The organism is Amycolatopsis ultiminotia (assembly GCF_039536925.1).
Taxonomy (GTDB): domain Bacteria; phylum Actinomycetota; class Actinomycetes; order Mycobacteriales; family Pseudonocardiaceae; genus Amycolatopsis; species Amycolatopsis ultiminotia.
The window spans coordinates 189,202-214,715 of the sequence record NZ_BAAAZN010000014.1 but is presented as its reverse complement, the minus strand read 5'-3'; the positions used below and the strand labels follow the sequence as shown (position 1 = coordinate 214,715).

Annotated in this window: 7 protein-coding genes; all 7 read left to right on the top strand. The window is 72.6% G+C overall.

Translation table 11 applies throughout. The features are described from left to right. Window positions 1-284 precede the first annotated feature (284 nt). The 7 genes from ABD793_RS29150 to ABD793_RS29120 are packed head-to-tail and all read left to right on the top strand — an operon-like array spanning window position 285 to window position 25,509. Window positions 285-1,157 carry a TauD/TfdA family dioxygenase gene (locus ABD793_RS29150; protein WP_344865726.1) on the top strand — a complete coding sequence of 291 codons (873 nt, stop codon included), beginning with the start codon at window positions 285-287 and terminating at the stop codon, window positions 1,155-1,157. A 44-nt stretch (window positions 1,158-1,201) separates the two neighbouring features. After that, entirely contained in the window at window positions 1,202-2,602 is a 1,401-nt protein-coding gene (locus tag ABD793_RS29145) for a serine hydroxymethyltransferase (protein WP_344865724.1), read from the top strand. A 52-nt stretch (window positions 2,603-2,654) separates the two neighbouring features. After that, the gene (locus tag ABD793_RS29140; RefSeq protein WP_344865722.1) at window positions 2,655-17,357 is read left to right on the top strand and encodes an amino acid adenylation domain-containing protein; all 14,703 of its coding nucleotides are present in this window, start codon (window positions 2,655-2,657) and stop codon (window positions 17,355-17,357) included. Then, complete coding sequence (locus ABD793_RS29135; protein ID WP_344865720.1) at window positions 17,357-21,883, top strand: non-ribosomal peptide synthetase; 4,527 nt, start codon at window positions 17,357-17,359, stop codon at window positions 21,881-21,883. The genes ABD793_RS29140 and ABD793_RS29135 overlap by 1 nt, the downstream gene beginning before the upstream one ends. Further along, a complete protein-coding gene (locus ABD793_RS29130) occupies window positions 21,880-23,181 on the top strand; it encodes a diaminobutyrate--2-oxoglutarate transaminase (protein ID WP_344865718.1) in 1,302 nt (433 codons plus the stop codon). Before ABD793_RS29135 ends, ABD793_RS29130 begins: the two co-directional genes overlap by 4 nt. Window positions 23,182-23,198: 17 nt before the next feature. Continuing rightward, complete coding sequence (locus ABD793_RS29125; RefSeq protein ID WP_344865716.1) at window positions 23,199-24,263, top strand: cupin-like domain-containing protein; 1,065 nt, start codon at window positions 23,199-23,201, stop codon at window positions 24,261-24,263. A 4-nt stretch (window positions 24,264-24,267) separates the two neighbouring features. Further along, on the top strand, window positions 24,268-25,509 hold the full coding sequence (locus tag ABD793_RS29120) for an MFS transporter (RefSeq protein ID WP_344865714.1): 1,242 nt from the start codon (window positions 24,268-24,270) through the stop codon (window positions 25,507-25,509). Window positions 25,510-25,514 lie beyond the last annotated feature (5 nt).

The following is a 25,514-nucleotide window of genomic DNA, read 5'->3' as shown; positions in this document are numbered from 1 at the left end:
CGCGAAGGGTACCGGCTTCCCCGCGGCCGGTCGATCCGCCTTTAGTGGCTTCCTGCCGCGGAGAACTCCCACCGTGACGCTCTTGACGGGCGCGGACCGTGGTGGTTTGTTGGTGAGCAGTCCTGAACGTCGCCGGTGCGCCAAGGGGACGGCGGACGGGCGAACATCCACTGAAATCTGGAAACCGTAGTGATCCGGTTGCCGGGTCACGTATGCTCGATTATCGTTACGCACGCCGGCAGTGCCGCCGGCAACTATCCGTATAGGTCCTACTGGGGGGTCCAATGACGGGGCTTTTTTCGGTTGCGCATCTTTCGCAACACCACGGTCTGATCATCGAGGGCACCGGTGTGTCCGCGCTCGGGGAACTCCCGCACGACGAGGTGGTCGATCTCTTCGTCCGGCACGGCACGCTGCTGTTCCGGGGGTTCGACGCGACCGCCGACGATTTCCGCGAGCTGGTGCAGCGTTTTTCGGAAAAGCTGTACTTCCACCAGAACCCCAACCGGCAGACGATTTCCGACGACGGGGCCGTGCTGCTGGTTGATGCGCACCGCAACCCGATTCCGGCACACTCCGAGATGAGCTACTGCCCGCTGCACCCCGGCCTGCAGTGGTTCTACTGCGTGCGCCCGGCGTCCTCGGGCGGTGCGACCACGGTGTACGACGGTGTGCAGGCGCTGGAACTGCTGGGTGCCGAGACGCGCCGGCTGTTCGAGGAGCGCCGGCTCACCTGGCGGCTGCCGTTCCCGACCGGCCCGGAACACCAGGAAAGGGTGTTCGGCACCCGGGACCGCACCGAGCTGGAAAAACTGTTCGCCGAGTACCGGGATTTCGAATACCGGTTCGACGACGAAGGCAATCTCGACTGGAGCTACACCGTTTCCGCGATTCCACAGGCGCCGTACACGGATTCGCGGACATTGTGCAACAGTTATCTCGGCTCGGGCGCCGTCGTCGCGTTCGAGGACGGTTCGCCGGTTCCGCAGCACTGCCGCTGGGACGCGCTCGACGCCACCGAGCAGGTGGCGGTGGACATCGAATGGCAGCCCGGCGACATCGCGATGATCGACAACAAGCGCGTGATGCACGGGCGCCGGGCGTTCGAGGACCCGGAACGCCGCGTTGCCGCCATGTTGTCCATGCCGAACTTCTGACCGGCCGCCCGCGGCCGCGCCACCACGACGAGCCGGGATCACTCATGACCAATGTTGCGGGCGTGCCCGCGCTTTCTCCCGAACGTGACCACCCCCGACCGAACCCGGGACGAGACCGGCCGGATACCAGCAGTCTGGCCTCCTTCTACGAACAAGCCCTGGACTCCCTCGAGCTCGGCGACCCGGAGCTGCACGAGCTGCTCGGCGACGAGCTGGCCCGCCAGCACGAAACGCTCGCCCTGGTCGCGTCGTGCAGCCCCGTGTCGCCGGCGGCGCTGCTGGCCGAGGGCAGCGTGTTCGCCAACGTCACCGCCGAGGGGTACCCCGGACGGCGGTTCCACGCCGGTTGCGTCAACGTCGACAAGGTCGAGCAGCTGGCCGTGGACCGCGCGCGGCGGGCCTTCGGCGCCCGCTACGCCAACGTCCAGCCGCATTCGGCGAGCACGGCCAATCAGGTCGTGATGACCGCGCTGCTCCGGCCGGGCGACCCCATCCTCGGCCTCGACCTCGACGCGGGCGGTCACCTCAGCCACGGCGCGCCGGTCAACGTGTCCGGGAAGCTGTTCGCCGCGCACGGGTACGGCCTTTCCCCGGACGGGCTGATCGACTACGACGAGGTGCGTGCGAAGGCCCTGGAGCACCGGCCGAAGCTGCTCATCGCCGGCACCACCGCGTACCCGCGCACGCTCGACTGGGCCGCGTTCCGCGAGATCGCCGACGAGGTCGGGGCGTGGCTGCTGGCCGACATCACGCACATCGCGGGTCTGGTCGTCGCCGGGCTGCACCCGTCGCCGATGGATCATGCGGACGTCGTCACCACCTGCACGCACAAGCAGCTCTACGGCCCGCGCGGCGGCCTGATCCTGCTGGGCCGGTCGGCCGGCACCAGCCTGCCGGACGGCCGCACGCTGGAACAGGCGATGCAGAGCGGGATCTTCCCGTTGATGCAGGGGGCGCCGGTGGTGAACAGCATCGCGGCGAAGGCCTACGCGCTGGGCCTGGCGGCGACGCCGGAGTTCGCCGGCACCATGGCGCGGGTCCGCTCGCTGGCCGCCACACTGGCCACCGAGCTGGCGCGCCGTGGGGTGCGGATCATCTCCGGCGGGACGGACAACCACATCGTGGTGGCCGACGTGCTGTCGTCGTTCGGCGTCACCGGCGTGGGTGCCGAACGTGCGCTGGAGGACTGCGGAATCCTGGTCAACAAGAACCGGATCGTCGGCGACACGCATCCGGCGAGCGTCGCCTCCGGTGTGCGGTTCGGCAGCAACAGCATGGCTGCCCGCGGACTCGACGACCAGGACGTCGCCGAGGTCGCCGACCTCGTCTGCGACATCCTCGCCGCCACCACCGCGGATTCCCCCCGGCTCGACGCACTCGCGCGCGCACAGGCGCGCAGACGGGTCGCGGCCCTCTGCGCGCGCAGGCCGATCGCGGGGTACTGACCCCGCTCCGCTCTTCCCCGACCGGGCACTCCAGAGACCACGGGACACAGCCATGCATTGGGACAGCTCTGTCGTCGACACGATCCGCCGCACCGTCCACGAACGCGGCGCGTCGGTCCGCTACGAGTTCCTCGCCGACAGCGGGGAAAGCACCACGCGCACCGTCGCCGAACTGGACGCGCGGGCCCGCTCCGTGGCCGCCGCGCTCGCCGGGCGAGCTCGGCCGGGCGCCCGGGTACTGCTGCTCTACCCGCCGGGCGAGCACTTCGTGGCCGGTTTCCTCGGCGCGCTCTACGCCGGGATGGTCGCGGTGCCGGTGTACCCGCCGGACCCCGCGAACCCGGAGCGCACCTTGCCGCGGCTGCGGGCCATCGTGCGGGACGCGGGCGCCGAGGTCGTGCTGACCACGCGGCTGGTCCGGCAGTTCGCCGGGGAACTGTTCGCACAGGCGCCGGAGCTCGGCCCGCTGCCCTGGCTGTCCACAGAGGACGCGCTGGCCGAGGATGCCGGTGCGTGGCGGCCGCCGGACCCGGCGCCCGGGTCACCCGCGCTGCTGCAGTACACGTCCGGCTCGACCGGCAGGCCACGCGGCGTGGTGGTGACCCAGGCCAACCTGGTGGCCAATGGCCGGTCGATTGCGGGCAACTTCGGCCTGAGCGCGGACGACGTGAACGTGTCCTGGCTGCCCTTCTACCACGACATGGGCCTGCTCGGCGGGGTGCTGCAGCCGTTGCTGAGCGGGATTTCCACGGTCCTGATGTCCCCGCTGACGTTCCTCCGGCGCCCGATGAGCTGGCTGGAGACCGTCGCTTCCCGGGGCGCCACGGCGAGTGGCGGTCCGAACTTCGCCTTCGACCTGTGCGTCGCCAAGAGCACCGAGGCCGAGCGCGCGAATCTCGATCTGTCCCGCTGGCAGGTCGCGTTCTGCGGGGCCGAGCCGGTGCGCTCCCGCACGCTCGCGCGGTTCACCGAGGCATTCGCGGTGAGCGGCTTCGACCCGGCGGCCCTCCTGCCCTGTTACGGCCTTGCCGAAGCCACGCTGTTCGTAGCCGGCGCGGGCCGCGGCAATGGCGTGCTGCGGCGCACCGTCGACCGCCCGGCGCTGGAGAGTGGCCGGGTCGAAGAAGGCACGGACGCGACGCTCGTCTCGTCCGGACAGGTGGCTGAGGGACACCAGCTCGTGGTCGCCGATCCCGCGACCGGCGCCGAGGTGGCGCCGGGCACCGTGGGCGAACTGTGGGTCCGCGGCCCGTCCGTGGCAGCGGGGTACTGGAACGACACGGAGGCGACCGCGGAGACGTTCGCCGCGCGACTGGCCGACGGCAGCGGTCCGTTCCTGCGCACCGGCGATCTGGGCTTCGTGCTCGACGGCCAGGTGCACGTCACCGGCAGGCGCAAGGAGATCATGGTCGTGCGCGGCCGCAACCTCTACGCGCACGACCTCGAAGAGACCGCCGTGCTCGCCACACCGGATGCGCGGCCGGGCTGCGGCGCCGCGTTCTCCGTCGACCACGGCGACGGCGAGCAGTGCGTGCTTCTGCAGGAGGTGCGGGCCGGCCTCCCGGATGCCGGACTGCCTGCGGTCGCCGACGCGATTGCCGCCGCCGTACTGCAGGACGCCGGGGTCGCCCTGCACGACGTGGTGCTGCTGGCGCCGCGCACACTGGCGAAGACCTCCAGCGGCAAGGTCCAGCGGCTCGCGAGCCGCGCGGCCTACCTCGCCGGATCCGTCGAAGGCGAACGGTACCGCCGTTCCGCGGCCGGGCCGGTCGCCGCGGGCGGGCAGGCGGCCGGCCTGACCGCCGCGGAGCTGCGCGGCCTGGACCTCGACGCGCAGGTGGACGCGGTGGAGGCCGAGCTGCGCCGCCGGGCGGCCGACCCGGATGCCGCCACCTCGGTCGCGGACCTGGGCCTCGACTCGCTCGCCGCGGTGGAGCTGGCGTTCGACGTGGAAGAACGGCTCGGCGTGGCGCTGGAGCCGGCCGAACTGCTGCGGTCCGGCAGCCTGCGCGAGCTGGCAGCCGACCTCGCGGCGCGGATCCCCGGCGAAGCGCCCGCAACGCCGGGCGGGGAGGTCGCGACCGGCGCGTCTGCGCTCTCCGCAGGCCAGGAGTCCTTGCTGTTCCTGCGTGAGATGGAAGGGCCGGCGAGCAGGCAGCACGTGTCCGCCGCGGTTCGGCTCGCCGGTTCGCCCGACGTCTCGACGCTGGCCGACGCGGTGCTCCGCCTCGGGACGCGGCACCCGATCCTGACCACGCGGTTCGGCACCGACGGTGGCCGCCGCACACAGGTGACCGACGGCGCGGCCCCGTTCGCCCTGGAGGTCGTTCCGGTCACCGGTGGTGTGGCGGAGCTGCGCGCGAAGGTGGACGAGCGCGCACTCGCGCCGTTCGACCTCGAGCACGGCGAGGTGGCGCGGGCGGTACTGGTCACCGGCGTCGGAGATCCGGTGCTCGTTCTGGCACAGCACCACGCGGTCACCGACTTCTGGTCCGCCGTCGTGCTGCTCGACGAGCTGGCAGCGATCTACACCGCGTTGCGGGACGGCGAAGGGCCGCAGTTGCCTGCGGCCGCGCAGTACCAGGAATTCGTGCGCTGGCAACAGGAATACCAGCGCTCGCCGCGCCGGGAAGCCGACGAGCGGTACTGGCTCGGCCTGCTCGACGGCGAGGTGCACGCCCCGGCGTTGCCCTACACCGACAGCACCGCACCCGGCACGCGCATCGACCTCGAACGGCGCGTCGTCGGCCGCGACGTGCTGGCCGGGCTCGACCGGGTTGGGCGCGCAGCCGGGACCACCTTGTTCCCGGTGCTGACCGCGGCCTTCGAAGTGTTGCTCGGCCGGCACAGCGGCGAGGACGAGTTCGTGCTCGGTGCCACCGTGACCGGACGGCCGCAGGCGCGGTTCCGCCGTACCGCCGGGTACTTCGTGAACACGATCCCGGTGCGCGCAGACCTCGGCGGCGCGACCGTCGGCGAGCTGGTGAACCGCACCGGTGCCCAGGTGCGGCAGTCGCTGGAGCACCAGCACCTGCCCTACCGCAGGCTGGTCGAGCTGATGCGCGCCCGCGGGAACGCGGCCGCGGCGGTCAACGCGGCAGTGGTGTTCGAACGCCCGCCGGGCGGGGTGGGCAACGAGGTCACCTCGGTGGTGTTCGGCTCCGGAACCGGCCACGCCGACCTGCACGGGCTCACCCTCACCCCGTTCCCGGTGACCGACCTCGCGACCCAGTTCGACCTGACCCTGCACGTGGTCGAGACCGGGGACGGCCTGCTCGCCCACCTGCTCGTGCGCGCGGACCGGTTCGACGAGGGACTCGCCGGGCAGCTCGCGGACCAGTACCTCGACCTTCTCACGCAGTTCACCGCGGCGCCGGGCGCCCCGGTCGCCGCGCTGCGCCTGGCCGGGTCCGGCGAGTCGCCCGCCCGCGCCGACGTTCCTGCCCGCACCGCACCCGGCGCCACCGCGGTGCACGAGCTGTTCGAGGCGACCGCGGACCGCGTGCCCGATGCGGTGGCCCTCGTCTCCGCCACCGGCGAGCTGACCTACGCCGAGGTGGAGCGGGCGGCGAACCGGCTGGCCCACCGGCTGCGCGGTCTCGGCCTGCACCCGGAGGACACGGTCGGGCTGTGCGCGCGCCGCTCGCCGGAGCTGGTGGTCGCGCTGCTCGCGGTGCTCAAGTCCGGCGCCGCCGCCGTGCCGCTCGACCACACCCTGCCGGCGGACCGGCTGGCCGCGATGGTCGGCGACGCCCGGTGCACGCGGATCCTCTGTCACGAGCCCACCGCCGCCCTCGCCGCGGAACTCGGCGTGGCCGTGCGGATCGACCAAGACGACCAGGGCCCGGCCGAGCGGCCGGCCCGGGTCGCCGGCCCGGACACGCTGGCGTACACGATCTTCACCTCCGGCTCGACCGGACGGCCGAAGGGCGTGCAGATCGAGCACCGTTCGCTGCTGAGCTACGTACTGTCCTTCCTGGACGAGATCGACGTGCGCGAGGGCGACCGGGTGCTGCAGTTCGCACCGCTCACCTTCGACCCGAGCCTGGAGGAGATCTTCTCCGCGTGGACCCGCGGGGCGACGCTGGTGCTGCGCGACGAAGCCGTGCTCGGCTCGCCGGAACGGTTCTGGTCCTGGTGCGCCGAACAGCGGCTGACGCACCTCGACGTGCCCACCGCGTTCTTCCAGGTCCTGGTGTCCGCTGTGGACGGTGGCGCAGTGGTGCCGCCGGATCTGCGCGCGGTGCTCATCGGCGGCGAAGCGGTGCACCCGGACAAGCTCGCACGGTGGTTCGCCGCCGACCGGGCCCACGTCACGCTCTACAACCGCTGGGGGACCACGGAAACCACCGTGTGTTCGACCGTGGCCGTGCTCGGCCCCGGATCGGGCCGGGTGCGGCGCGCCCGTGACGTCTCGATCGGCGCCGACATGACCGACAGCGTCGTCCACGTGCTCGACGCCTCGCTGCAGCCGGTGCCCGACGGGGTCGTCGGCGAGGCGTACATCGGCGGCTTCGGCGTCGGCCGCGGGTACGCGTCCTCGCCCCGCCGGACCGCCGAACGGTTCCTGCCCGATCCGTTCACCCGCACGCCCGGACGCCGCCTCTACGCCACCGGCGACCTGGTGCGCCGCGGCGCCGACGGGCAGCTGCGCTACCTCGGCCGCCGCGACCAGCAGGTCAAAGTGCGCGGGTACCGCATCGAACTCGGCGAGATCGACGTCGCGCTGCGCCGGCACCCGGGCGTCGCGGAGGCGGCGGTCGTCGTGGCCCGTGAGGACGGCGAGACCGAGCTGATCGCGGCTGTCACCGGCGACGTCGACCCGGTGGCGCTGCGCGGCTGGCTGCGGACCCGGTTGCCCGGGTACATGGTCCCCTCCGTCCTGCTGACGGTCGAGGACATCCCGTTGACCCCGAACGGCAAGGTCGACGCGACCGCGCTGCGCGAGCGGGCGCGCACCGCGACGCGCGACGCGGAACCCGCCGCGCTGACCGGCACGGAGTCACGGCTGGCCGCGCTGTGGCGCGACCTGCTGGACGTGACCGCGGTCGGCCCGGAGGACGATTTCTTCGCACTCGGCGGCCACTCGCTGCGGGCGGCGCGGCTCAACACGCTCGTGCGCCGGGAATTCGGCGTCGAGCCGCCGCTGCGGATGTTCTTCGAAGCGGTCACCGTCCGGGCACAGGCGGCGCTGATCGACGAGCTGGCCGCGGCCCCCGCCCCGGCGGCCGAGCCCGGTCCGGAACGCGCGGCCCTCTCCCCCGGCCAGCGGCGGCTGTGGTTCCTCGACCGGCTCGCGCCCGGCTCCAGCGCCTATGTCGTGGCCGGTGTGCTGCGACTCTACGGCGCGCTCGACCCCGACCGGTTGCGAACCGCGCTGGACGCGCTCGTGGCCCGGCACCCCGCGCTGCGCACCGGGTTCCGCGAGGAGGGCGGGCAGCCGGTCCCGTTCCTCCACAGTGGACTTTCCTGCCCGTTCGAGGTCGTCGACCGCACCGCGGTGGCGCCGTCGCACCGGGACGCAGCGCTGGCGGAGCTGGCCGCCGAGCACGCCGCGCGCCCGTTCACGCTGGACGAGCCGCCGTTGATCCGGGCCGTGCTGGTGCGGTTCGGCGACACCGAGCACGCGCTGATACTGGCCATGCACCACATCGTCTCCGACGGCCGGTCGGTGGAAGTGCTCACTGCCGAGCTGGCCACCCGGTACTCAGGATCCACTGTGGACACTCCGGCGAACGGGTACGCCGGCTGGGCGGACCGCGAACACCACGGGAACCCCGAAGGCGTGGCGTTCTGGACGCGCCACCTCGAAGCCGCGCCGCCCGTGCTCGACCTGCCACTGGATCATCCGAGGCCGGCGCTGCAGACGTTCGCGGGCGACCGGGTGCCACTGGCACTCGACGCCGAGGACTCCGCGCTGCTGCGGCGACTCGCCCGCGAGCAGCGGGCGACGGTGTTCATGGTGCTCGCGGCGTGCACCGCCGCAACGCTGTCCCGCCTCGCCGGCACGCCTCGCGTGGTCCTCGGCGTGCCGGACGCGAACCGGCCCGCCGACGGATCGTGCGACGACACGGTCGGCTTCTTCGTCAACACCCTGCCGATGTGCTTCGACGTGCCGTCGGGCACCTCCGCACGCGCACTGCTCGACCGGACGCGGGACACCGCGCTGGCAGCGCTGGAGTGGAAGGGCGTGCCGTTCTCGGCGATCGTCGAGGCCGTCGGGCACGACCGCGATCCCAGCCGCAGCCCGGTGTTCCAGGCGATCCTGGACGTCCACAGCGGCGGCCTGCCGGTGCCGGAGCTGCCGGGGCTGCGTGCCGAGGTCGCGCCGTTGTACACCGGCACGGCCAAGACCGACCTGACCTTCGAGGTCACCGACGACGGCGGCCCGCTGACCGGCTGGCTGGAGTACAACCGCGACCTGTTCGGCGCCGATACCGCCCGGCTGGTCGCGCAGCTGTTCCGGGAGACCGCGCGGGCAATCGCACGGCGGCCGGACGAGCGCATCGGCACCCCGGGTGCGGCCGCGACGCTGGCCGCGTGGCCGCCGGTCGCGGCACCGGAACTGTTCTGGACCCGGTTCGAGCAAGTTGTGGCCGCGTCACCGGACTCCCCCGCGCTCGAGCACCGCGGCGGCGTGCTCAGCTACGCCGAGCTGCACGCACAGGTCGAGCAGCTGGCCCGGGTGCTGGAACGGCAGTACGACGTGGACTGCGGCAACGTCGTCGCGGTCTCGATCGAGCCGTCGGCGCAGGCCGTGGTGGCGATGCTGGCCGTGCAACGCTGCGGCGGGGTCCACCTGCCGATCGACCCGGCCTACCCGGCGGACCGCCGTTCGTTCATGATCGCCGACTCCGGCTCGCGGGTGCTGATCACGGCCGAGCTGGTCGACGAGGCACTGCGCCGTCCCCGGCTGACCGACCGGCTCGCCACGCTCGACCCGGCCGCCACGGCATACCTGATGTACACCTCGGGCTCGACCGGGACGGCGAAGGGGGTGCGCGTCTCGCACCGTGCGCTGGCGAACCTCGCCGGCGCACAGGCCGGCTGCTTCGGGATCGGCGCCTCCTCGCGCGTGCTCCAGTTCGCGAGCCTGAGCTTCGACGCCTCGATCTGGGAGATCTTCTCCACGCTGGCGGCCGGCGCCACGCTCTGCCTGCCGGAGCGCGCGCACGCGCTCGTCGGCGAAGCACTCGCGGAAACGTTGGTGCAGCAACGGATCTCAGTCTGCCTGCTGCCGCCGTCAGTACTCGACACGCTGCCCGAATGTGAGCTGCCGGACCTGCGCACGCTCGTGTCGGGCGGCGAAGCGTGCCGTGCCGAGCACGTCGCCCGCTGGGCACCCGGCCGGCGGTTCGTCAACGCGTACGGACCGACTGAATCCACCGTGGCGATCACCGCCGCCGAATGCGAGCCGGGACAGCCGCCGTCGCTGGGCGCCGTCCTTCCCGGCGGCAGCGCCCACGTGCTCGACGCGGACCTGCGGCCGGTCGTCACCGGCGCGGTCGGTGAGCTGTACGTCGGCGGCGCGGGCGTCGCGACCGGCTACCACCGCCGGTCGCGCCTCACCGCCGAACGGTTCGTGCCCGACCCGTTCTCCGACGTGCCGGGCGCCCGGCTCTACCGCACTGGTGACCTGGTGCGGGTGCGGGCCGACGGGACCGTCGACTACTGCGGCCGCGGCGATCACCAGCTCAAGCTCCGCGGCTACCGCATTGAGCCGGGCGAAGTCGAGTCCGTGCTGCTGGCCCGCGACGACGTGTCCGCCGCGGCTGTCACAGCTTCGGGCGGCACGCTCGTCGCGCACGTCGAAAGCGCCGACGGCACGCTCACTCCGCGAACCCTGCGGGACGCGTGCGCCGCCGTGCTGCCCGCTCACCTCGTGCCCGCCGCGTACGTGCTCCGGCCGGAGCTGCCCCGGCTACCGGGCGGGAAGCTCGACCCGGCACGGTTGGCCCGGCCGCGGCACGAAGACTTCGCCGACGCGACGGCAGACGGCCTCGAGACGCCGGCCGAGCAGCTCGTGGGCCGCATCTGGGCGGAACTGCTGGGGCTGGCCGAGGTCGGCGGCAGTGACGACTTCTTCGCACTGGGCGGGCACTCGCTGCTGGCCACGTCCGTGACCGCGCGGGTCGGCGAAGAGCTGGGTCGCGACATCCCCTTGCGGACCCTGTTCGAGGCACCGGTCCTGCGCGACTACGCCGCCCGGTGCGACGCCGCGGCGGCCAGTGCGGACGATGACCTCACGGTGCACGCCGGCGGAGGTCCTGCGCCGCTTTCGGTGATGCAGGAACGACTGTGGATCCTGGAAGAGCTCGACCGCGGTTCTGACACGCACACGGCGACGGGCCGCTACCACCTCGCCGGAGCGCTGCGGCTGCGCGGCGCACTCGACGAGGACGCCCTGCGCCGCGCCGTGGCCGCCCTCGTCGCGCGGCACAGCACGCTGCGCACCGTCTTCGCCGATGAGGACGGCGTGCTGGTCCAGCGGGTGCTGGACCACGTCGACATCCCGCTGACCCGGGCGGTGCTCACCGGCGCGACCGTCGAGGAGAAGCTGGCCGAGGCCACCGGGCTGGTCGCGGCCGAGGCGGCCGAGCCGATGGACCTCGCCACCGGGCCACTGCTGCGCGTGCGGCTGCTGGAAATCGGGCCGGGCGACGCCGTGCTGTCCCTGACGCTGCACCACATCGTGGGCGACGGCTGGTCGATGGAGGTGCTGAAACGCGACCTCGCGCACTTCTACCGCCGGGAAACCGGCCACCCCGCCGACGAGCTGCCCGAGCTGACCGTGACTTACGACCAGTTCTCGCGCCGGCAGCGCGACCGGCTCGGCTCGGGTGCGCTCGACGCTTCGATCGAGCACTGGTGTGCACGGCTGGCAGACCTGCCGGTGCTCAGCCTGCCCATCGCGCACGGCGGTGCCGGCGCCACCGGCAGCGGGGCCCGGGTACGCACCACCATTGGCGAAAACCTGTGCGCGGCAGTCGAACAGCTCGCCACGGACCGCGGCGCAACGGTGTTCATGGTGCTCGCGGCAACCCTGCAGGTGACGCTCGGCCGGCTGGCCGGGCAGCAGGACTTCGCGATCGGTGCGCCGATCGCCGGCCGCCGCCGCCGCGAGCTGGAGGAGCTGATCGGCTTCTTCATCAACTCCGTGGTGCTGCGGGCCGACCTGAGCGGCGATCCGACGTTCGCGACCGTGCTGGACCGCGTCCGGAAGTCCACTGTGGATGCCTACGAACACCAGGACGTGCCGTTCGAGACGCTCGTCGGCCGGCTCGCGCCCGACCGCGACCTGGCGACCACGCCGCTGTTCCGCGTCTACCTGAACATGCTCAGCATCGCAGCGCGCGAGGGTGGGCTCGCGGACCTGGCGGTCGAGGAGTTCTCCGTGCCCGAGACCGGCACGAAATTCGACCTGACCTGTTACGTGCGGCCGGCAGGCGGGACGCTCGCGCTCGATCTGGTCTACGCCGCCGACCGGTTCGATCCCGAGGCGGTGACCGAACTGCTGGCGCAGTGGGTGCGGGTGCTGGAGCAGGTGACTGCGGACCGGGACATCCCGATCGGCGCGCTGCGGCTGGACACCGCACGCGCGGCCGAGGTGCTGCCCGATCCGGCCGAACCGCTCGACCCGGCTTGGCACGGCTCGGTGGTCGAGCAGTTCGAGGTGTGGGCGGCCCGTGCGCCGAAACGGATCGCGGTGACCGAACCCGATCAGGATCTGACCTACCACGATCTCGGCTGGGCCGTCGGGGCCCTGCACACCGTGCTCGCACAGCAAGGGGTGCGCAAGGGCGACGTCGTGGCGATCTACGGCGACCGCAGCGCGGCGCTGGTCTGGGCGATCCTTTCGGTGCTGCGGGCGGGCGCCTCCTTCGCGATCCTCGACCCGAGTTATCCGCCGGAGCGCATCGCCGGCTGTCTCGACGTCGCCGAGCCCGCCGCATTCCTGCAGCTGGCGAGCGCGGGCGCGGTGCCGCTCGTGGTGGAGGAGGCCGTGCAGGCACTGCCGCTGCGCTGCCGGTTCGAGCTGCCCGCGCGGCTCGACGACGCGCGGCACCTCGTGCCCGCCGGGCTCACCTCCCCCGATCCCGAGCCGGTCGGACCGGACGACTGCGCGTACGTGGCGTTCACCTCAGGCTCGACCGGGAAGCCGAAAGGCATCCGCGGCCGGCACGGCTCACTCACGCACTTCGTGCCGTGGATGGCCGAGACGTTCGGCCTGCGCGACACCGACCGCTACAGCCTGCTGTCCGGCATCAGCCACGATCCGCTGCACCGCGAGGTGTTCACCCCGCTGGTCACCGGCGCGACGATCTGCGTGCCCGCGCAGCTCGACATCGAGGTCCCGGGACGGCTCGCGCAGTGGTTCCGCACGCAGCAGATCTCGGTCAGCCATCTCACGCCGCCGATGGCCAGGCTGTTCGACCAGCTGACCATCGCCCCGGGCACGCTGCCGTGGCTGGAGCGGGTGTTCTTCCTCGGCGACGCGCTGACCAGCCGCGACGTCCGCGCGATCACCCGGATGGCCGGCTCGGCGACGTGCGTGAACCTCTACGGCTCGACCGAGTCGCAGCGCGCGGTGGCCTACCACGTGGTGCCGCGAGAGCACGGCACCGACGACGACGACCCGCGCGTGACCTACCCGCTCGGGCGCGGTATGCGCGACGTCCAGCTGCTGGTGCTGAACGAGCGCGGCGACCTCGCCGGGATCGGCGAGCCCGGCGAGGTGGTGATCCGGTCGCCGCACGTCGCCCTCGGCTACGCCGGCGACGACGAGCTGACCGCGGCCCGGTTCACCGGCAACCCGTTCGGCGACCACGTGCCCGGCGGCGCCGACCGCGCCTACCGGACCGGCGACCTCGGCCGCTACGCGCCGGACGGTTCGGTCGTGCCGCTCGGCCGCGCGGACAACCAGGTCAAGATCCGCGGGTACCGGGTGGAGCTCGACGAGGTCGAGCACGCCGTCCGCGGCACACCCGGGGTGCGCGACGCGATCGTGGTCGTGCGCTCCGACGCCGGCGGCGACTCGGCGCTCGTGGCCTACGTCGTGCCCGACGGCGGGGTGCGGGTCACCGCCGCCGACGTCACCGCGACCGTCCGGTCCCGGCTGCCGGAGTACATGGTTCCCGGGTTCGTGGTGCCGCTCGAGGAGATCCCGCTGACCCCCAACCGGAAGGTGGACCGGGCGGCGCTGCCGGAACCGTCCACAGTGGCCGGTTCACGGGACGACGGGCGACCGGCGGCGCTGTCGCCCACCGAGGAGCTGGTGGCCGGGGTGTGGCAGGACGTGCTCGGTGTGCCGCGCGTGCAGCCCGACGACAACTTCTTCAATCTCGGCGGCCACTCGCTGATGGCCACGCAGGTCGTGTCCCGCATCCGCCGGGTGTTCGGCTGCGAGATCGCGTTGCGGACGTTGTTCGAGAAGCAGACCGTGCGGCAGCTGGCCGAGCACGTCGACGCGCTGGCGGGCGGCGGCGCGCCGGTCGAGCCGATCACTGTGCTCCCCCGCGACGGGGCGCTGCCCTCGTCGTACGGGCAGGAGCGCATGTGGGTGCTCGACCACCTCGAAGGCGAAACGGGCGCGTACAACAGTGCCACGGTCGTCCGGCTGCGCGGGCCGCTCGACATCGGCGCGCTGCAGGCGACGCTCGCCGCGCTCGTCGAACGGCACGAGGTGCTCCGTACCCGGATCGTGTCGCGAGAAGGCACGGTCGTCCAGGTGATCGAGGACGCCGCGGGGGTGGAGATCCCGCTGAACGTCGTGGACCTGTCCGGAGTGCCCGGCGAAGAGGCCGAGCAGCGGCGTGCCGAGCGGGTCGCCGATGCCGCCGCGTACCGCTTCGACCTCGCGCTCGCGCCACTGGTGCGGGCGACGCTGGTCCGGCACGCCGAGGACGACCACGTGTTCGTGCTGACCGTGCACCACGTGGTCGCCGACGGCTGGGGCCTGCAGGTGCTCGTGCGGGACTTCGCGGCGCTGTACGCGGCCGAGCGGTCCGGCACGCCGGCACCGCTGCCGGAGCTGGAAGTGCAGTACGCGGACTGGTCGAGCTGGCAGCGGGACCGGGTGGAGCGCGGCGATCTCGCCGGGCAGCTGGGATTCTGGTGCGAACGGCTGCGGGAACCCGCGCCGCTGCTGGAGTTCCCGGCGCAGAAGCCGCGCCCGGCGACGATGAGCAACCGGGGGCTGACGCTGCGGCGGATGATCCCGGGCGAGCTGGTGGACGAGGTCCGCGCACTCGGCCTGGCGCACAACACCACGCTGTTCATGACCCTGCTGGCCGCGTTCACCGCGCAGCTGCACCGGTACGGCGGCGCGGATGACATCGCCGTCGCGACCCCGGTGTCGACGCGGTCGGTCGAGGTCGAGGACGTGGTCGGGTTCTTCGTGAACACCATCGTGTTCCGCACCGAGGTGGACCCCGCCGCGCCGTTCGACCGGCTGCTGGAGCGGGTCCGCGGGACCACGCTGGAGGCCTACGCGCACCAGGACGTGCCGTTCGACCGCGTCGTGGACGCGCTGCAGCCGAGCCGGGACCTGAGCCTGAGCCCGCTGTTCCAGGTGATGTTCGTGCTGCACAACGCGCCCTACTCGGAGATCGACCTGGGCGAGCTGAAGCTGGAACGGCTGGACTCGCCGGAGACCACGGCGAAGTTCGACCTGAGCCTCGACCTCGCCGAGGAGGCCGGCGGCCTGCACGCGACGCTGGAGCTCAACGCGGACCTGTTCGACGCGGGCACCGGCGCACAGCTGCTGGACCACTTCGAGGCGATGCTGCGGGCCATCGTCGCCGGGCCGGGCCATCCGGTGTCCCAGCTGGAACTGCGCCCGGAAGCGGAGAGCGCCGCCCAGCTCGCGCTGTCCACCGGGCCCGAGCCGCCCGAGCCGCACACCCCGGCCGCCGCGTTGCAGCACTGGGCGGGCCGGACACCGGACGCGCTCGCGGTGATCGACCAGGACGGGCAGTGGAGCTACCGGGAGCTGCGCGAGGCCGTGGCCGGGCTCGCGGACCGGCTGGACGCCGCGGTGACCGGACCGGAACCGGCGGTGCTGGTGTGCGCGCGGCGTTCGCGCCGGCACGTCGCCGCCGCACTCGCCTGCACCGAGACCGGCGCGGTCTACGTACCGGTGAGTCCGGAGTTCCCGGACCGGCGGATCGAGGGCATGCTGGCCCGGCTCGGCCCGGACGCGGTCGTGCTCACCGACGCCGAACAGGCGCCGCGGCTCGCGGCACTGGCCGGGGACCGTCGTCGCCTGGTGCTCGAAGAGACCACACCCGGCACCCGCGTGCTCGGCGAGGGCGAGTTCAGCCCGCGTCGCGGCGCCTACGTGATCTTCACTTCGGGCACCACCGGTGAGCCGAAGGGCGTGGTCGTCGAACGCGCCGGGCTGCTCAACCACCTGCACCTGATGGCACACGAGTTCGAACTGTCCACATCGGACGTTCTGGCGCAGACCGCAGGATCGTCGTTCGACATCTCGATCTGGCAGATGCTGACCGGCGTGCTGCGCGGCGCCGCGACCGTGGTCGTGGACGACGCCGCGGTCCGGGATGCGGCCACCCTGCTGGACCTGGCCGGCCGGTGGCGGGTGTCGGTGCTGCAGCTGGTGCCCGGCATGATCCGCGCGGTGCTCGACCGGGCGGACGACGAGGACCTGCGCAGTGTGCGCCGGCTCAGCGCCACCGGCGAGGAGCTGCCGGCCGACCTGTGCGCGGCGTGGCTGCGGCGGTTCCCCCGGATCCCGGTGGTCAACGCCTACGGCCCGGCGGAGTGCTCGGACGACACCCACCTCGCCGTACTGGCCGATCCGCCACCGCCGGACCGCGCGGTCACGATCGGCAGCCCGGTCGCGGGGGCCACCGGCCGCGTCCTTGCCGCGGACGGCACGCTGCAGCCGTTCGGCGTGCCGGGTGAGCTTGCGATCGGCGGCCTCGTCGTCGGCCGCGGCTACCTCGGCGATCCGAGGGCGACCGCGGAGAAGTTCGTGCCCGATCCGTTCGGCCCGCCCGGTGCACGGCGGTACCGCACCGGCGACCGGGCGCGGCTGCTGCGCGACGGGCGGCTGGAGTTCCTCGGCCGGCTCGACCACCAGCTCAAGGTGCGCGGGTTCCGGATCGAGGCCGCCGAGGTCGAGACCGCGCTGCGGGAGCTGGCCGGAGTCACCGACGCCGTGGTCGTCGTCCGCGGCGAGGACGAGGAACAGACGCTGGTGGCGTGTCTCGCCGGTACCGAACGGGACCCGGCCGCGATCGCGGCCGCCCTCGCGCCGCGGCTGCCGCGGTACATGGTGCCCGGCGGATTCGTGTTCCTCGACGCCCTGCCCCGCACGCCCAACGGCAAGCTGGACCGGGCCGCCCTGCTCGGCGGCGACGTAGTGGTCGAACGGGCGCGGCGGCGGTTCGAACCGCCCGCGGGTCCGACCGAACAGCTCGTGGCGGACGCCTTCGCCCGGCTGCTGGGCGAGTCCGAGGTCGGCGCGCTCGACGATTTCTTCGCCCTCGGCGGGCATTCCCTGCTCGCCACGCGGCTGGTCGCCGAGCTGTCCGCACGGACCGACGTGGAGCTGCCGCTGCGCACGGTGTTCGAACGCGCCACCGTGCGCGGTGTCTCCGACGCGCTCGACGAGCTGCAGCTGGCCGGCCTCACCGACGAAGAACGGTTCGAGCTGAACGCCCTGATCGAAAGCGTGACCGACGACGAGGCGCGGAAGCTGCTCGCCGCCGAAGGCGAGGGGGAAGCCTGATGGTCGGCATCGAACCGGGACGCGAGACGCTCGAGGGCCTTTCCCCCGCCAAGCGTGAACTGCTGACGGCCATGCTGCTCGCGCGCGGCCGGAAGCGGGCTGCCGCGCGTACGATCCCGCGGCGCGACCCCACGCGGCCGTGCCCGTTGTCCCGGGGCCAGGAACTGCTGTGGGTGTCCGAGTCACTTGCCGAAGGCAGGCCGCTCTACAACGTGCCCTACGGCGTGCGGCTGCGCGGCCGCCTCGACGTGACCGCGTTGCGGGCGGCGATCGACGGCATCGTGGCGCGGCACGCCGTGCTCCGGACCGTCTACCGCCAACACGAGAACGGCACGCTCGAACAGGTGGTCCGGGACGCACAACCGGTTCCGCTCCCGGTCGAGGAAGTCACCGGCGAAACGGCCGCGTTCGCCGCCGCGCACCGCGAGGCTGCGCTGCCGATGGACTTGTCCGCCGGGCCGGTGCTGCGCGGCCGGCTGCTGCGGATCTCCGCCGAGGACCACCTGCTCGCGGTCGTCGTGCACCACATCGCGACCGACGCGTGGTCGGTCGGGGTGCTGCTGTCCGAACTGGCCGAGCTGTACGACGCGGCACGCGAACAACGTCCGGCACGCTTGCCACAGCTGGAGATCGGCTACGCGGACGCCGCGGCGCACGAGCGTGCCACCGAACCCGGGGGCTACGACGTCGACGAGTGGCGCCAGCAGCTCGCGGGCATCGAACCGCTCGCGCTGCCCGGCGGCGAGCGCGGCCAGGACAAGACCGGCCGTCGCGTCCGCGCCCGGTGGGACGCGAGCCTCGCGCGTGCTCTCGAACGCGTCGCCAAAGCGCACCGCACGACGGTCTTCAGCGTCGCCCTCACCGCGTTTTCCGTGCTGCTGCACCGATACACCGGCACGTCGCGGTTCGCGGTCGGCACCGTGCTCGCCAACCGCACGCCGCAGACCGAAGGGCTCATCGGCTACTTCGCCAACACCGTGCCGATCCCCGCGGACGTCTCGCCGGGCGAAACGCTCGCGGACGTCCTCGCCCGCACCACCGCCCGCGGCGTCTGGGCCCGCGACCACCAGATCCCCTTCGACGCACTGGTCGAAGGCCTGGCGCCGCGGCGGTCCGCCGCGGAGAGCCCGCTGTTCGACGCGATGTTCGTGTTCAACAACGGCGCCGCCCACGAGCTGCGCCTGCCCGGCCTGTCGCTGGCGCCGGCCGAACTCCACTCCAGCACCGCGAAGTTCCCCCTCGACCTGTCCTGCGCGGTCACCCCGGACGAGGTGCTGGTCTCGCTGGAGTTCGACGAGTCCGGGTTCGACACCGCGGCTGCCGAACGCCTGCTCGGCCACTACCAGCGTGTGCTGACCGCGATCTGCGCGGCGCCGGGCACGCTGGTCGCCGACGTTGAGCTGCTCTCCCCCGCCGAGCGCGCGACCGTGGTCGAAGAGTGGAACCGCACCACCGAGGACTTCCCGCACGACCGCACGGTGCACGCGCTCGTCGAAGCGCAGGCCGACCGGCAGCCGGACGCGGTCGCGGTGGTCTGCGGCGACGAGTCCCTCAGCTACGCCCAACTCGATGCCCGTGCGAACCGGCTCGCCCAGGCGTTGCGCGCCCACGGCTGCGGGCGTCGTGATCGCGTCGGCGTATGCCTCGAACGCGGTGTCGACCTGGTGGTGGCGCAGCTGGCGGTGGCGAAGTCCGGCGCCGGGTACGTGCCGCTGGAACCGTCCTACCCCGCCGAGCGCCTGCGGTGGATGCTCGCCGACTCGGGCGCACGGGTTGTGCTGAGCCGGGAACCCGTGGGCGGCAACGACGTCACAGTGCTCGATCCGGTCACCGCCGCGGCGGGCCGTCCCGCGACCCGGCTGCCCGCCGGTGCCTGGCAGGCCGACCTGCTGTACCTGATCTACACATCCGGCTCGACCGGCCGGCCCAAGGGCGTGCTGGTCGACCACCGCGGCCGGGTCAACAACTTCGCGGACTTCAACCGCCGCTTCGGCGTCGGCCCCGGCGACCGGGTGTTCGGCGTGTCCGCACTGGCTTTCGACATGAGCGCCTACGACGTGTTCGGCACGCTGATGGCCGGTGCGACCGTGGTGTTCCCGCCGCCAGCCGACGAGCGGTCACCGGACCGGTGGATCGAGGTCGTCGAACGCGAACGCGTCACCGTGTGGCATTCCGTGCCCGCGCTGTTCGGCCTGCTGGTCGAGGAAGCCGAGACCCGCGGCGGCCCTCGGCTGCCGATCCGGCTGGTGCTGCTGGGCGGCGACTGGATCCCGCTGACGCTGCCCGCCCGCGGATCCCGCGTGCTCGCCGAGCAGGCCCGGCTGGTCGGCATGGGCGGCGCCACCGAGGTGTCAATGGACTCGACGATCCACGTGATCGAACGGGTCGACCCGGCCTGGCGCAGCGTGCCGTACGGGGCGCCGATGGCGAACCAGACGGCGTACGTCCTCGACGCGTCGCTGGCGCCGCTGCCGGTCGGTGTCCCGGGTGAGCTGTACCTCGGCGGCACCGGTGTCGGCTGGGGCTACCACGGGCGGGCGCGGCTGACGGCGGAGAAGTTCGTGCCCGACCCGTTCGGCCGGCCGGGCACCCGGCTGTACCGCACCGGCGACCGCGCGTGCTGGTCGCCCGGCGGCGAGCTGGAACTGCTGGGCCGCGTCGACTTCCAGGTGAAGGTCAACGGTTACCGCGTGGAGACCGGGGAAGTCGAGGCGGCACTGCGCGACCTGCTCGGCGGCGGATCGGTGCTGGTGGCCGCGCACGGTGCGCGGGACGGTGAGAAGAAGCTGGTCGCGTACCTCGTCGGCGCCGGTGGTCCGGCCGACGACGAGCTGAAGCAGGCGCTCGCGACCCGGCTGCCCGCGCACATGGTGCCCGCGGCCTTCGTGCGACTGGACGCGTTCCCGTTGACACACAACGGGAAGATCGACCGGCGTGCCCTCCCCTCCCCCGCGGGCGAAATCCGTGCGGGCCGCGAAGCGCGGACGTCGCTGGAGCACCGGCTCGTACGGCTCTGGCGGGACGCGCTCGAGTGCGAAGACGTGCCGGTGGACGTGAACTTCTTCGCACTCGGCGGGAACTCCATCGCGGTGATCCGGATGGCGGGCGCCGCCCGCCGGGAAGGACTCGCGATCACGCCGCGGATGGTGTTCGCGCACCAGACCGTCGAAGCCCTCGCCTCGGCCGTCAGCACGCTCGCCCCCGCCGAAACCCCTGCGACCACCGTCCGCGACGGCTCTCGCGCAGACATCGCCGTGACGCCGATGCAGCGGCACATGCTGACCGTCCTCGACGAAGCGTGGGTGCCCGGCCTGTACGCCATGCAGTCCACGCTCCGGCTGCCGTTCGAAGTGGACCCGAGCGCGTTCGCCACGGCGTGGCGGCGGCTCACGGCGCGGCACCCGGCGCTGCGCACCGCGTTCGGCAAGAACGAAGGCCGCTGGACGCGGATGGTCGCCGAGCACGTGGAACCGCGCCTCGAGGTCCTCGACTGGCACGACCGCGACGACACCGCGGCCGGGGAAGCGCTGATCGATCTGCTGGAGACGGCGCGGGCCGAACCGCCCGACGTGACCGCGCCACCGCTGTGGCGGGTGTGGCTCGTGCGCAGCGCGGACTCGTGGTGGTTCGGCCAGGTGCAGAGCTACCTGCTCGCCGACGGCTGGTCGAATCTCGTGCTGCTCGACGAACTGCTCGCGCTCTACCTCGCCGCCCTGTCCGGTACCGACCCCGGCTTGCCCCCTGCGCCCGCCCTCCGGCTACCGGAGTCCGATGTGGACGGTGACGAGGCGTACTGGCGCCTGCTGCTGTCCGGTGCGGCGCCAACCCGGCTGGCAGCCCGGCCGGGGACGTTCGGACCGTCGCGCTTCCGCCGGGTGAGCACGACGCTGGACGCTGCCGTCGGCGAACGGCTGCGGGCACGGGCGACCGAATACGGGCAGACGTTCTCGACGGTCGTCTGCGCCGCCTGGGCGCTGCTGGCCGCCGGCCGGCTGGACCGCGCGGACGTGACCATCGGCGTCGTGTCCGCCGGGCGCGACCAGGCGGCAGGCGACGTGGAGCGCGCGGTCGGGCTGTTCATCACCGCACTGCCCGTCCGCGTCCGGATCGAGCCGGGCGCACCCCTGACCGCCCTGCTCGACCGGTTCCAGCTGGCCCGGGTGGAGGGCGCCGAGCACGCGGGCGTGGACACCGGCACGCTGCAGCGTCTCGGCGAGGGCGGTGGCCCGCTGTTCGACTCGGTCGTGGTGGTGGCCAACTACCCGGTGTCCGCCGCGCTGCGCGCGCAGCAGTCCACCGGCGACGGCGGGAACCCGGATCCCGACGGCACCCGCAACCAGACCGAGTTCGCCCTCCGCCTGGACGTCACCGACGATCCGGCTCCCCGCGTCGCCCTGTCCTACTACGCCGACCGCATCCGCGACGAGGACGCCGCCCGGCTGCTCGACCGCTACCTCGCGGTCCTCGCCGACGTGGCCGCGGCCGACGGGCGATCCGCCGCACCGACCGAAGGGACCCTCCGATGACCGACCTGGTGACCACGGAACCGACCGTCTCCCCACCGGCGCTGACCGTGTTCGGCGAACGCGAATCCGTCGTCCGCTCCTACTGCCGCGTGTTCCCCGCCGTGCTCGCCAGCGGCCGCGGCTGCACGATCACCGACGAGGACGGTCGCGAGTACCTGGACTTCTTCAGCGGCGCGGGCGCGCTGAACTACGGGCACAACCACGACCACCTCCGCCGCCGCGTGATCGAGCATCTGGAGCGCTCCGGACTCGTGCACGCGCTGGACTGCTACACCCCGGCCAAGCGCGAGTTCCTCCGCCGCTTCGCCGCCGAAGTCCTGGAGCCGCGCGGGCTCGACCATCGCGTGCAGTTCTGCGGCAGCACCGGCACCGACGCCGTCGAGGCCGCCCTCAAGCTCGCCCGCAAGCACACCGGCCGCACCACGGTGGTGTCCTTCTCCGGCGCCTACCACGGCGTGAGCCGGGGCAGCCTCGCCGCCACCGCCGACCGGTCGCTGCGCCGCGCCGCGGGAGTGGAGCTGGGCGAAGTGTCCTTCCTGCCGTTCCCCACCGGCCCGGCCGGGGAGTTCCCGTCGGTGGCGCTGCTGGAGCGGATGCTCGCCGACGACCTGTCCGGGATGGACGTGCCCGCTGCGGTGATCCTCGAAGTCGTGCAGATGGAGGGCGGGGTCTACCGCTTCCCCGACGCCGAGCTCCGGCGGCTGCGCGAGCTGTGCGACCGGTACCGGATCGTGCTGATCGCGGACGAGATCCAGGCCGGCTGCGGCCGTACCGGGCCGTTCTTCTCGTTCGAACGCGCCGGTGTGGTGCCCGACCTGGTGACCGTGTCGAAGTCGGTCAGCGGGCTCGGGCTGCCGATGTCGATCCTGCTCATCCGCGAGGGCCTCGACTCGTGGGACGTCGGCGACCACCCCGGCACCTTCCGCGGCAACCAGCTCGCCTTCGTCGCCGCGTGCGCCGCGCTCGACCTGTGGCTCGACCCGGAGTTCCGGGCCACCGCCCGGACCGGCGCCGAAACGCTGCGCGAGTTCTGGCACGAGGACCCGCCGCCCGGTGCCGCAGTGCGCTGCGAAGGCCACGCGATCGCCATCGACCTCACCGAGGTGGGCGGCCGGGCCACCGCGGACGCCGTGGTCGCACGGTGTTTCGAGCGCGGACTGATCGTCGAGTCCACCGGCCGCGGCAAGGCCGTGCTGAAGCTCCTGCCCGCCCTGACCACCGACCGCGACGCCCTGCTGCGCGGCAGCGCGATCGTGCGCGACGCGATCCGCGAAACCACCCGAGAGACCACCCAGTGAAGAAGGAGGAGGGAAGGATGACCAGCAGCCCCGCCCAGGAGGACGGCCGGCCGGACGACGCCACGCCGCCGCCGGAGTTCTTCGGTGAAGCCGACCTTCGGCTCGACGCCATCGATCGCGTGCACGACCCCGACCCGGCGGAGTTCGTGCGGGACTACGTGCGCAAGCGCCGCCCCGCCGTGATCACCGGCCTGATGGACTCGTGGCCCGCCATGGAACGCTGGGGGTTCGACTACTTCCGCAAGTTCTTCGGCGACATGGATATCCACGCCAACATCCAGGACCTCGACGGCAAGCTGATCCTCGGCCAGGTCGGCGGGTTCCGGCCGATGAAGTTCGAGAAGCTGCTCGACGAGATCGAGAACAACGAGGAACCCCGCACGGCGCACTACCTGCGTGCCTATCCGGTGCACCGGATGATCGAGCACTACCCCGATCTGGAGGAGGACTACGAGCTGCCGGAGCTGGTGCCCAACTGGGCGGACATCCGGTTCCCGGCCGAGACTTCCGGCACGACGCGCAACCCGCTCAAGCAGGCCGGGCTGAAACTGGCGAAGACGTTCCTCAACCGCGGCAGCGACAAACCCGCTTCCCGCAGCACGGTGTCCTCCCGCGTCGCCGCGGTGATGTTCGTGGGCAGCAAGGGAACCGTGACACCGTTCCACAGTGACGGCATGCAGACCGCGGCATACCTGTGCCAGGTCGTCGGCCGCAAGCGCTGCTACTTCGTCTCGCCGGACCAGCACGCGAAGCTGTACCCGCGGGCGTTCCGCCGGCAGTTCGGCATGGCGCAGGTGGACTACCGCAAGCCGAACCTGCAGAAGCAGCCACTGTTCCGCGACGTGGTGGTGGAAGAGACCGTGCTCCACCCGGGCGAGACGCTGTACGTGCCGAGCGGGTACTGGCACGCGATCGAGTCGATGGACGCCTCGATCTCCTACAGCCACCAGATCGTCAACGAGGACAACGCTCTGGGCTGGCTCACCTGCATCCCGGAGCGCTACCTCGCGCAGCTGTACTTCAAGTCCCAGGGCGGCCTGCGCGCCGTCACCGGGGCGAAGGACTGGGACGACTGGGCCTAGCGACGTGGGCACTCCAGCGGACACCGGCACGGGCCTCGCCCGCGATCGCGACTTCCTGCTCTTCGCGGGCGGCCAGACCGCGTCGGCGCTCGGCGACGCGCTGAACAAGACCGCACTGCCGCTGCTGGTGCTCGCCCTCACCGGCTCGGGGCTGCACATGGGGATCATCTCCATGCTCTCGGCCTTGCCGATGCTCCTGTTCGGAGTACCGGCGGGCGCGTGGGCCGACCGGTTCGACCGGCGGCGGATGATGTTGTGGTCCGACGCCGGCCGCACCGTGCTCGTCGCGCTGGTCCCGCTGGCGGCGCTGCTGCACCTTCCGGTGCTGCCGGTGCTGTACGCGGTCACGGTGCCGGTCGGCGTGCTGTACGCGGTGTTCGAGGCGGCGTGTCTGTCCTGCGTGCCCTCGCTGGTCGGGCACGAACGGCTCGGGCAGGCCAACTCCTACCTGTCGGTGGGCAACGCACTCGGCTACCTGGTCGGGCCGAGCATCGCCGGTGTGCTGGTCGCGGCAGTCGGCGGGGCGATCACGCTGGGCGTCGACGCCGCGACGTTCGCCGTGTCCGCGCTGACGCTGCTGCTCGTCCGGCGCCCGCTGCAGGCAGCCGGGCCGCGAGCGAGCGGCACGATGCGCGCTCAGGTCCGCGAGGGGCTGGAGTTCATCGGGCGCCAGCGGCTGCTGCGCGCGACGCTGCTGTATTGGGCCGCCGTCACGTTCTTCACCGCGCCAGTGGTGATCGTGGCGACCTACTACGTCCGCGAGGACCTCGGCTGGTCATCGCAGACGCTCGGGCTGGTCATCACGGTGTACGCGCTCGGTGCGATCGCCGGTGCCGTGCTCGCGCCGCGGCTGCGCCAGGCCCCGGGCCGGGTACTGCTGGTGTGCACCGTGGTCGACGGAGTCGCGCTGCTCGTGCTCAGCTTCACGTCCTGGCTGCCGCTCACCATTGCGGTCGCTCTCGTCGCGGGCGCGGGCGAGGCGTTCGCCGGCGTCCTCTACACCACGCTGCGCGCCCGGCTCACTCCCGACGAGCTGCTGGGCCGCGTCGCGACCACGGCCCAGGTGGTGACGTTCGGCCTGCGGCCGCTGTCGGTGTTCGCCGCCGGCCTCGCCCTGGACCTGACCTCCGGCGCGGTCACCCTGGCCGCGATCGGGGTCGGATGCCTCGTGGTCAGCGCCGTCGCGGCCGCGGGCGGCACCCTGCTCTCCCCGTTTTCCCCGGAAACCGCACGACAACCGAGGTGAGGATG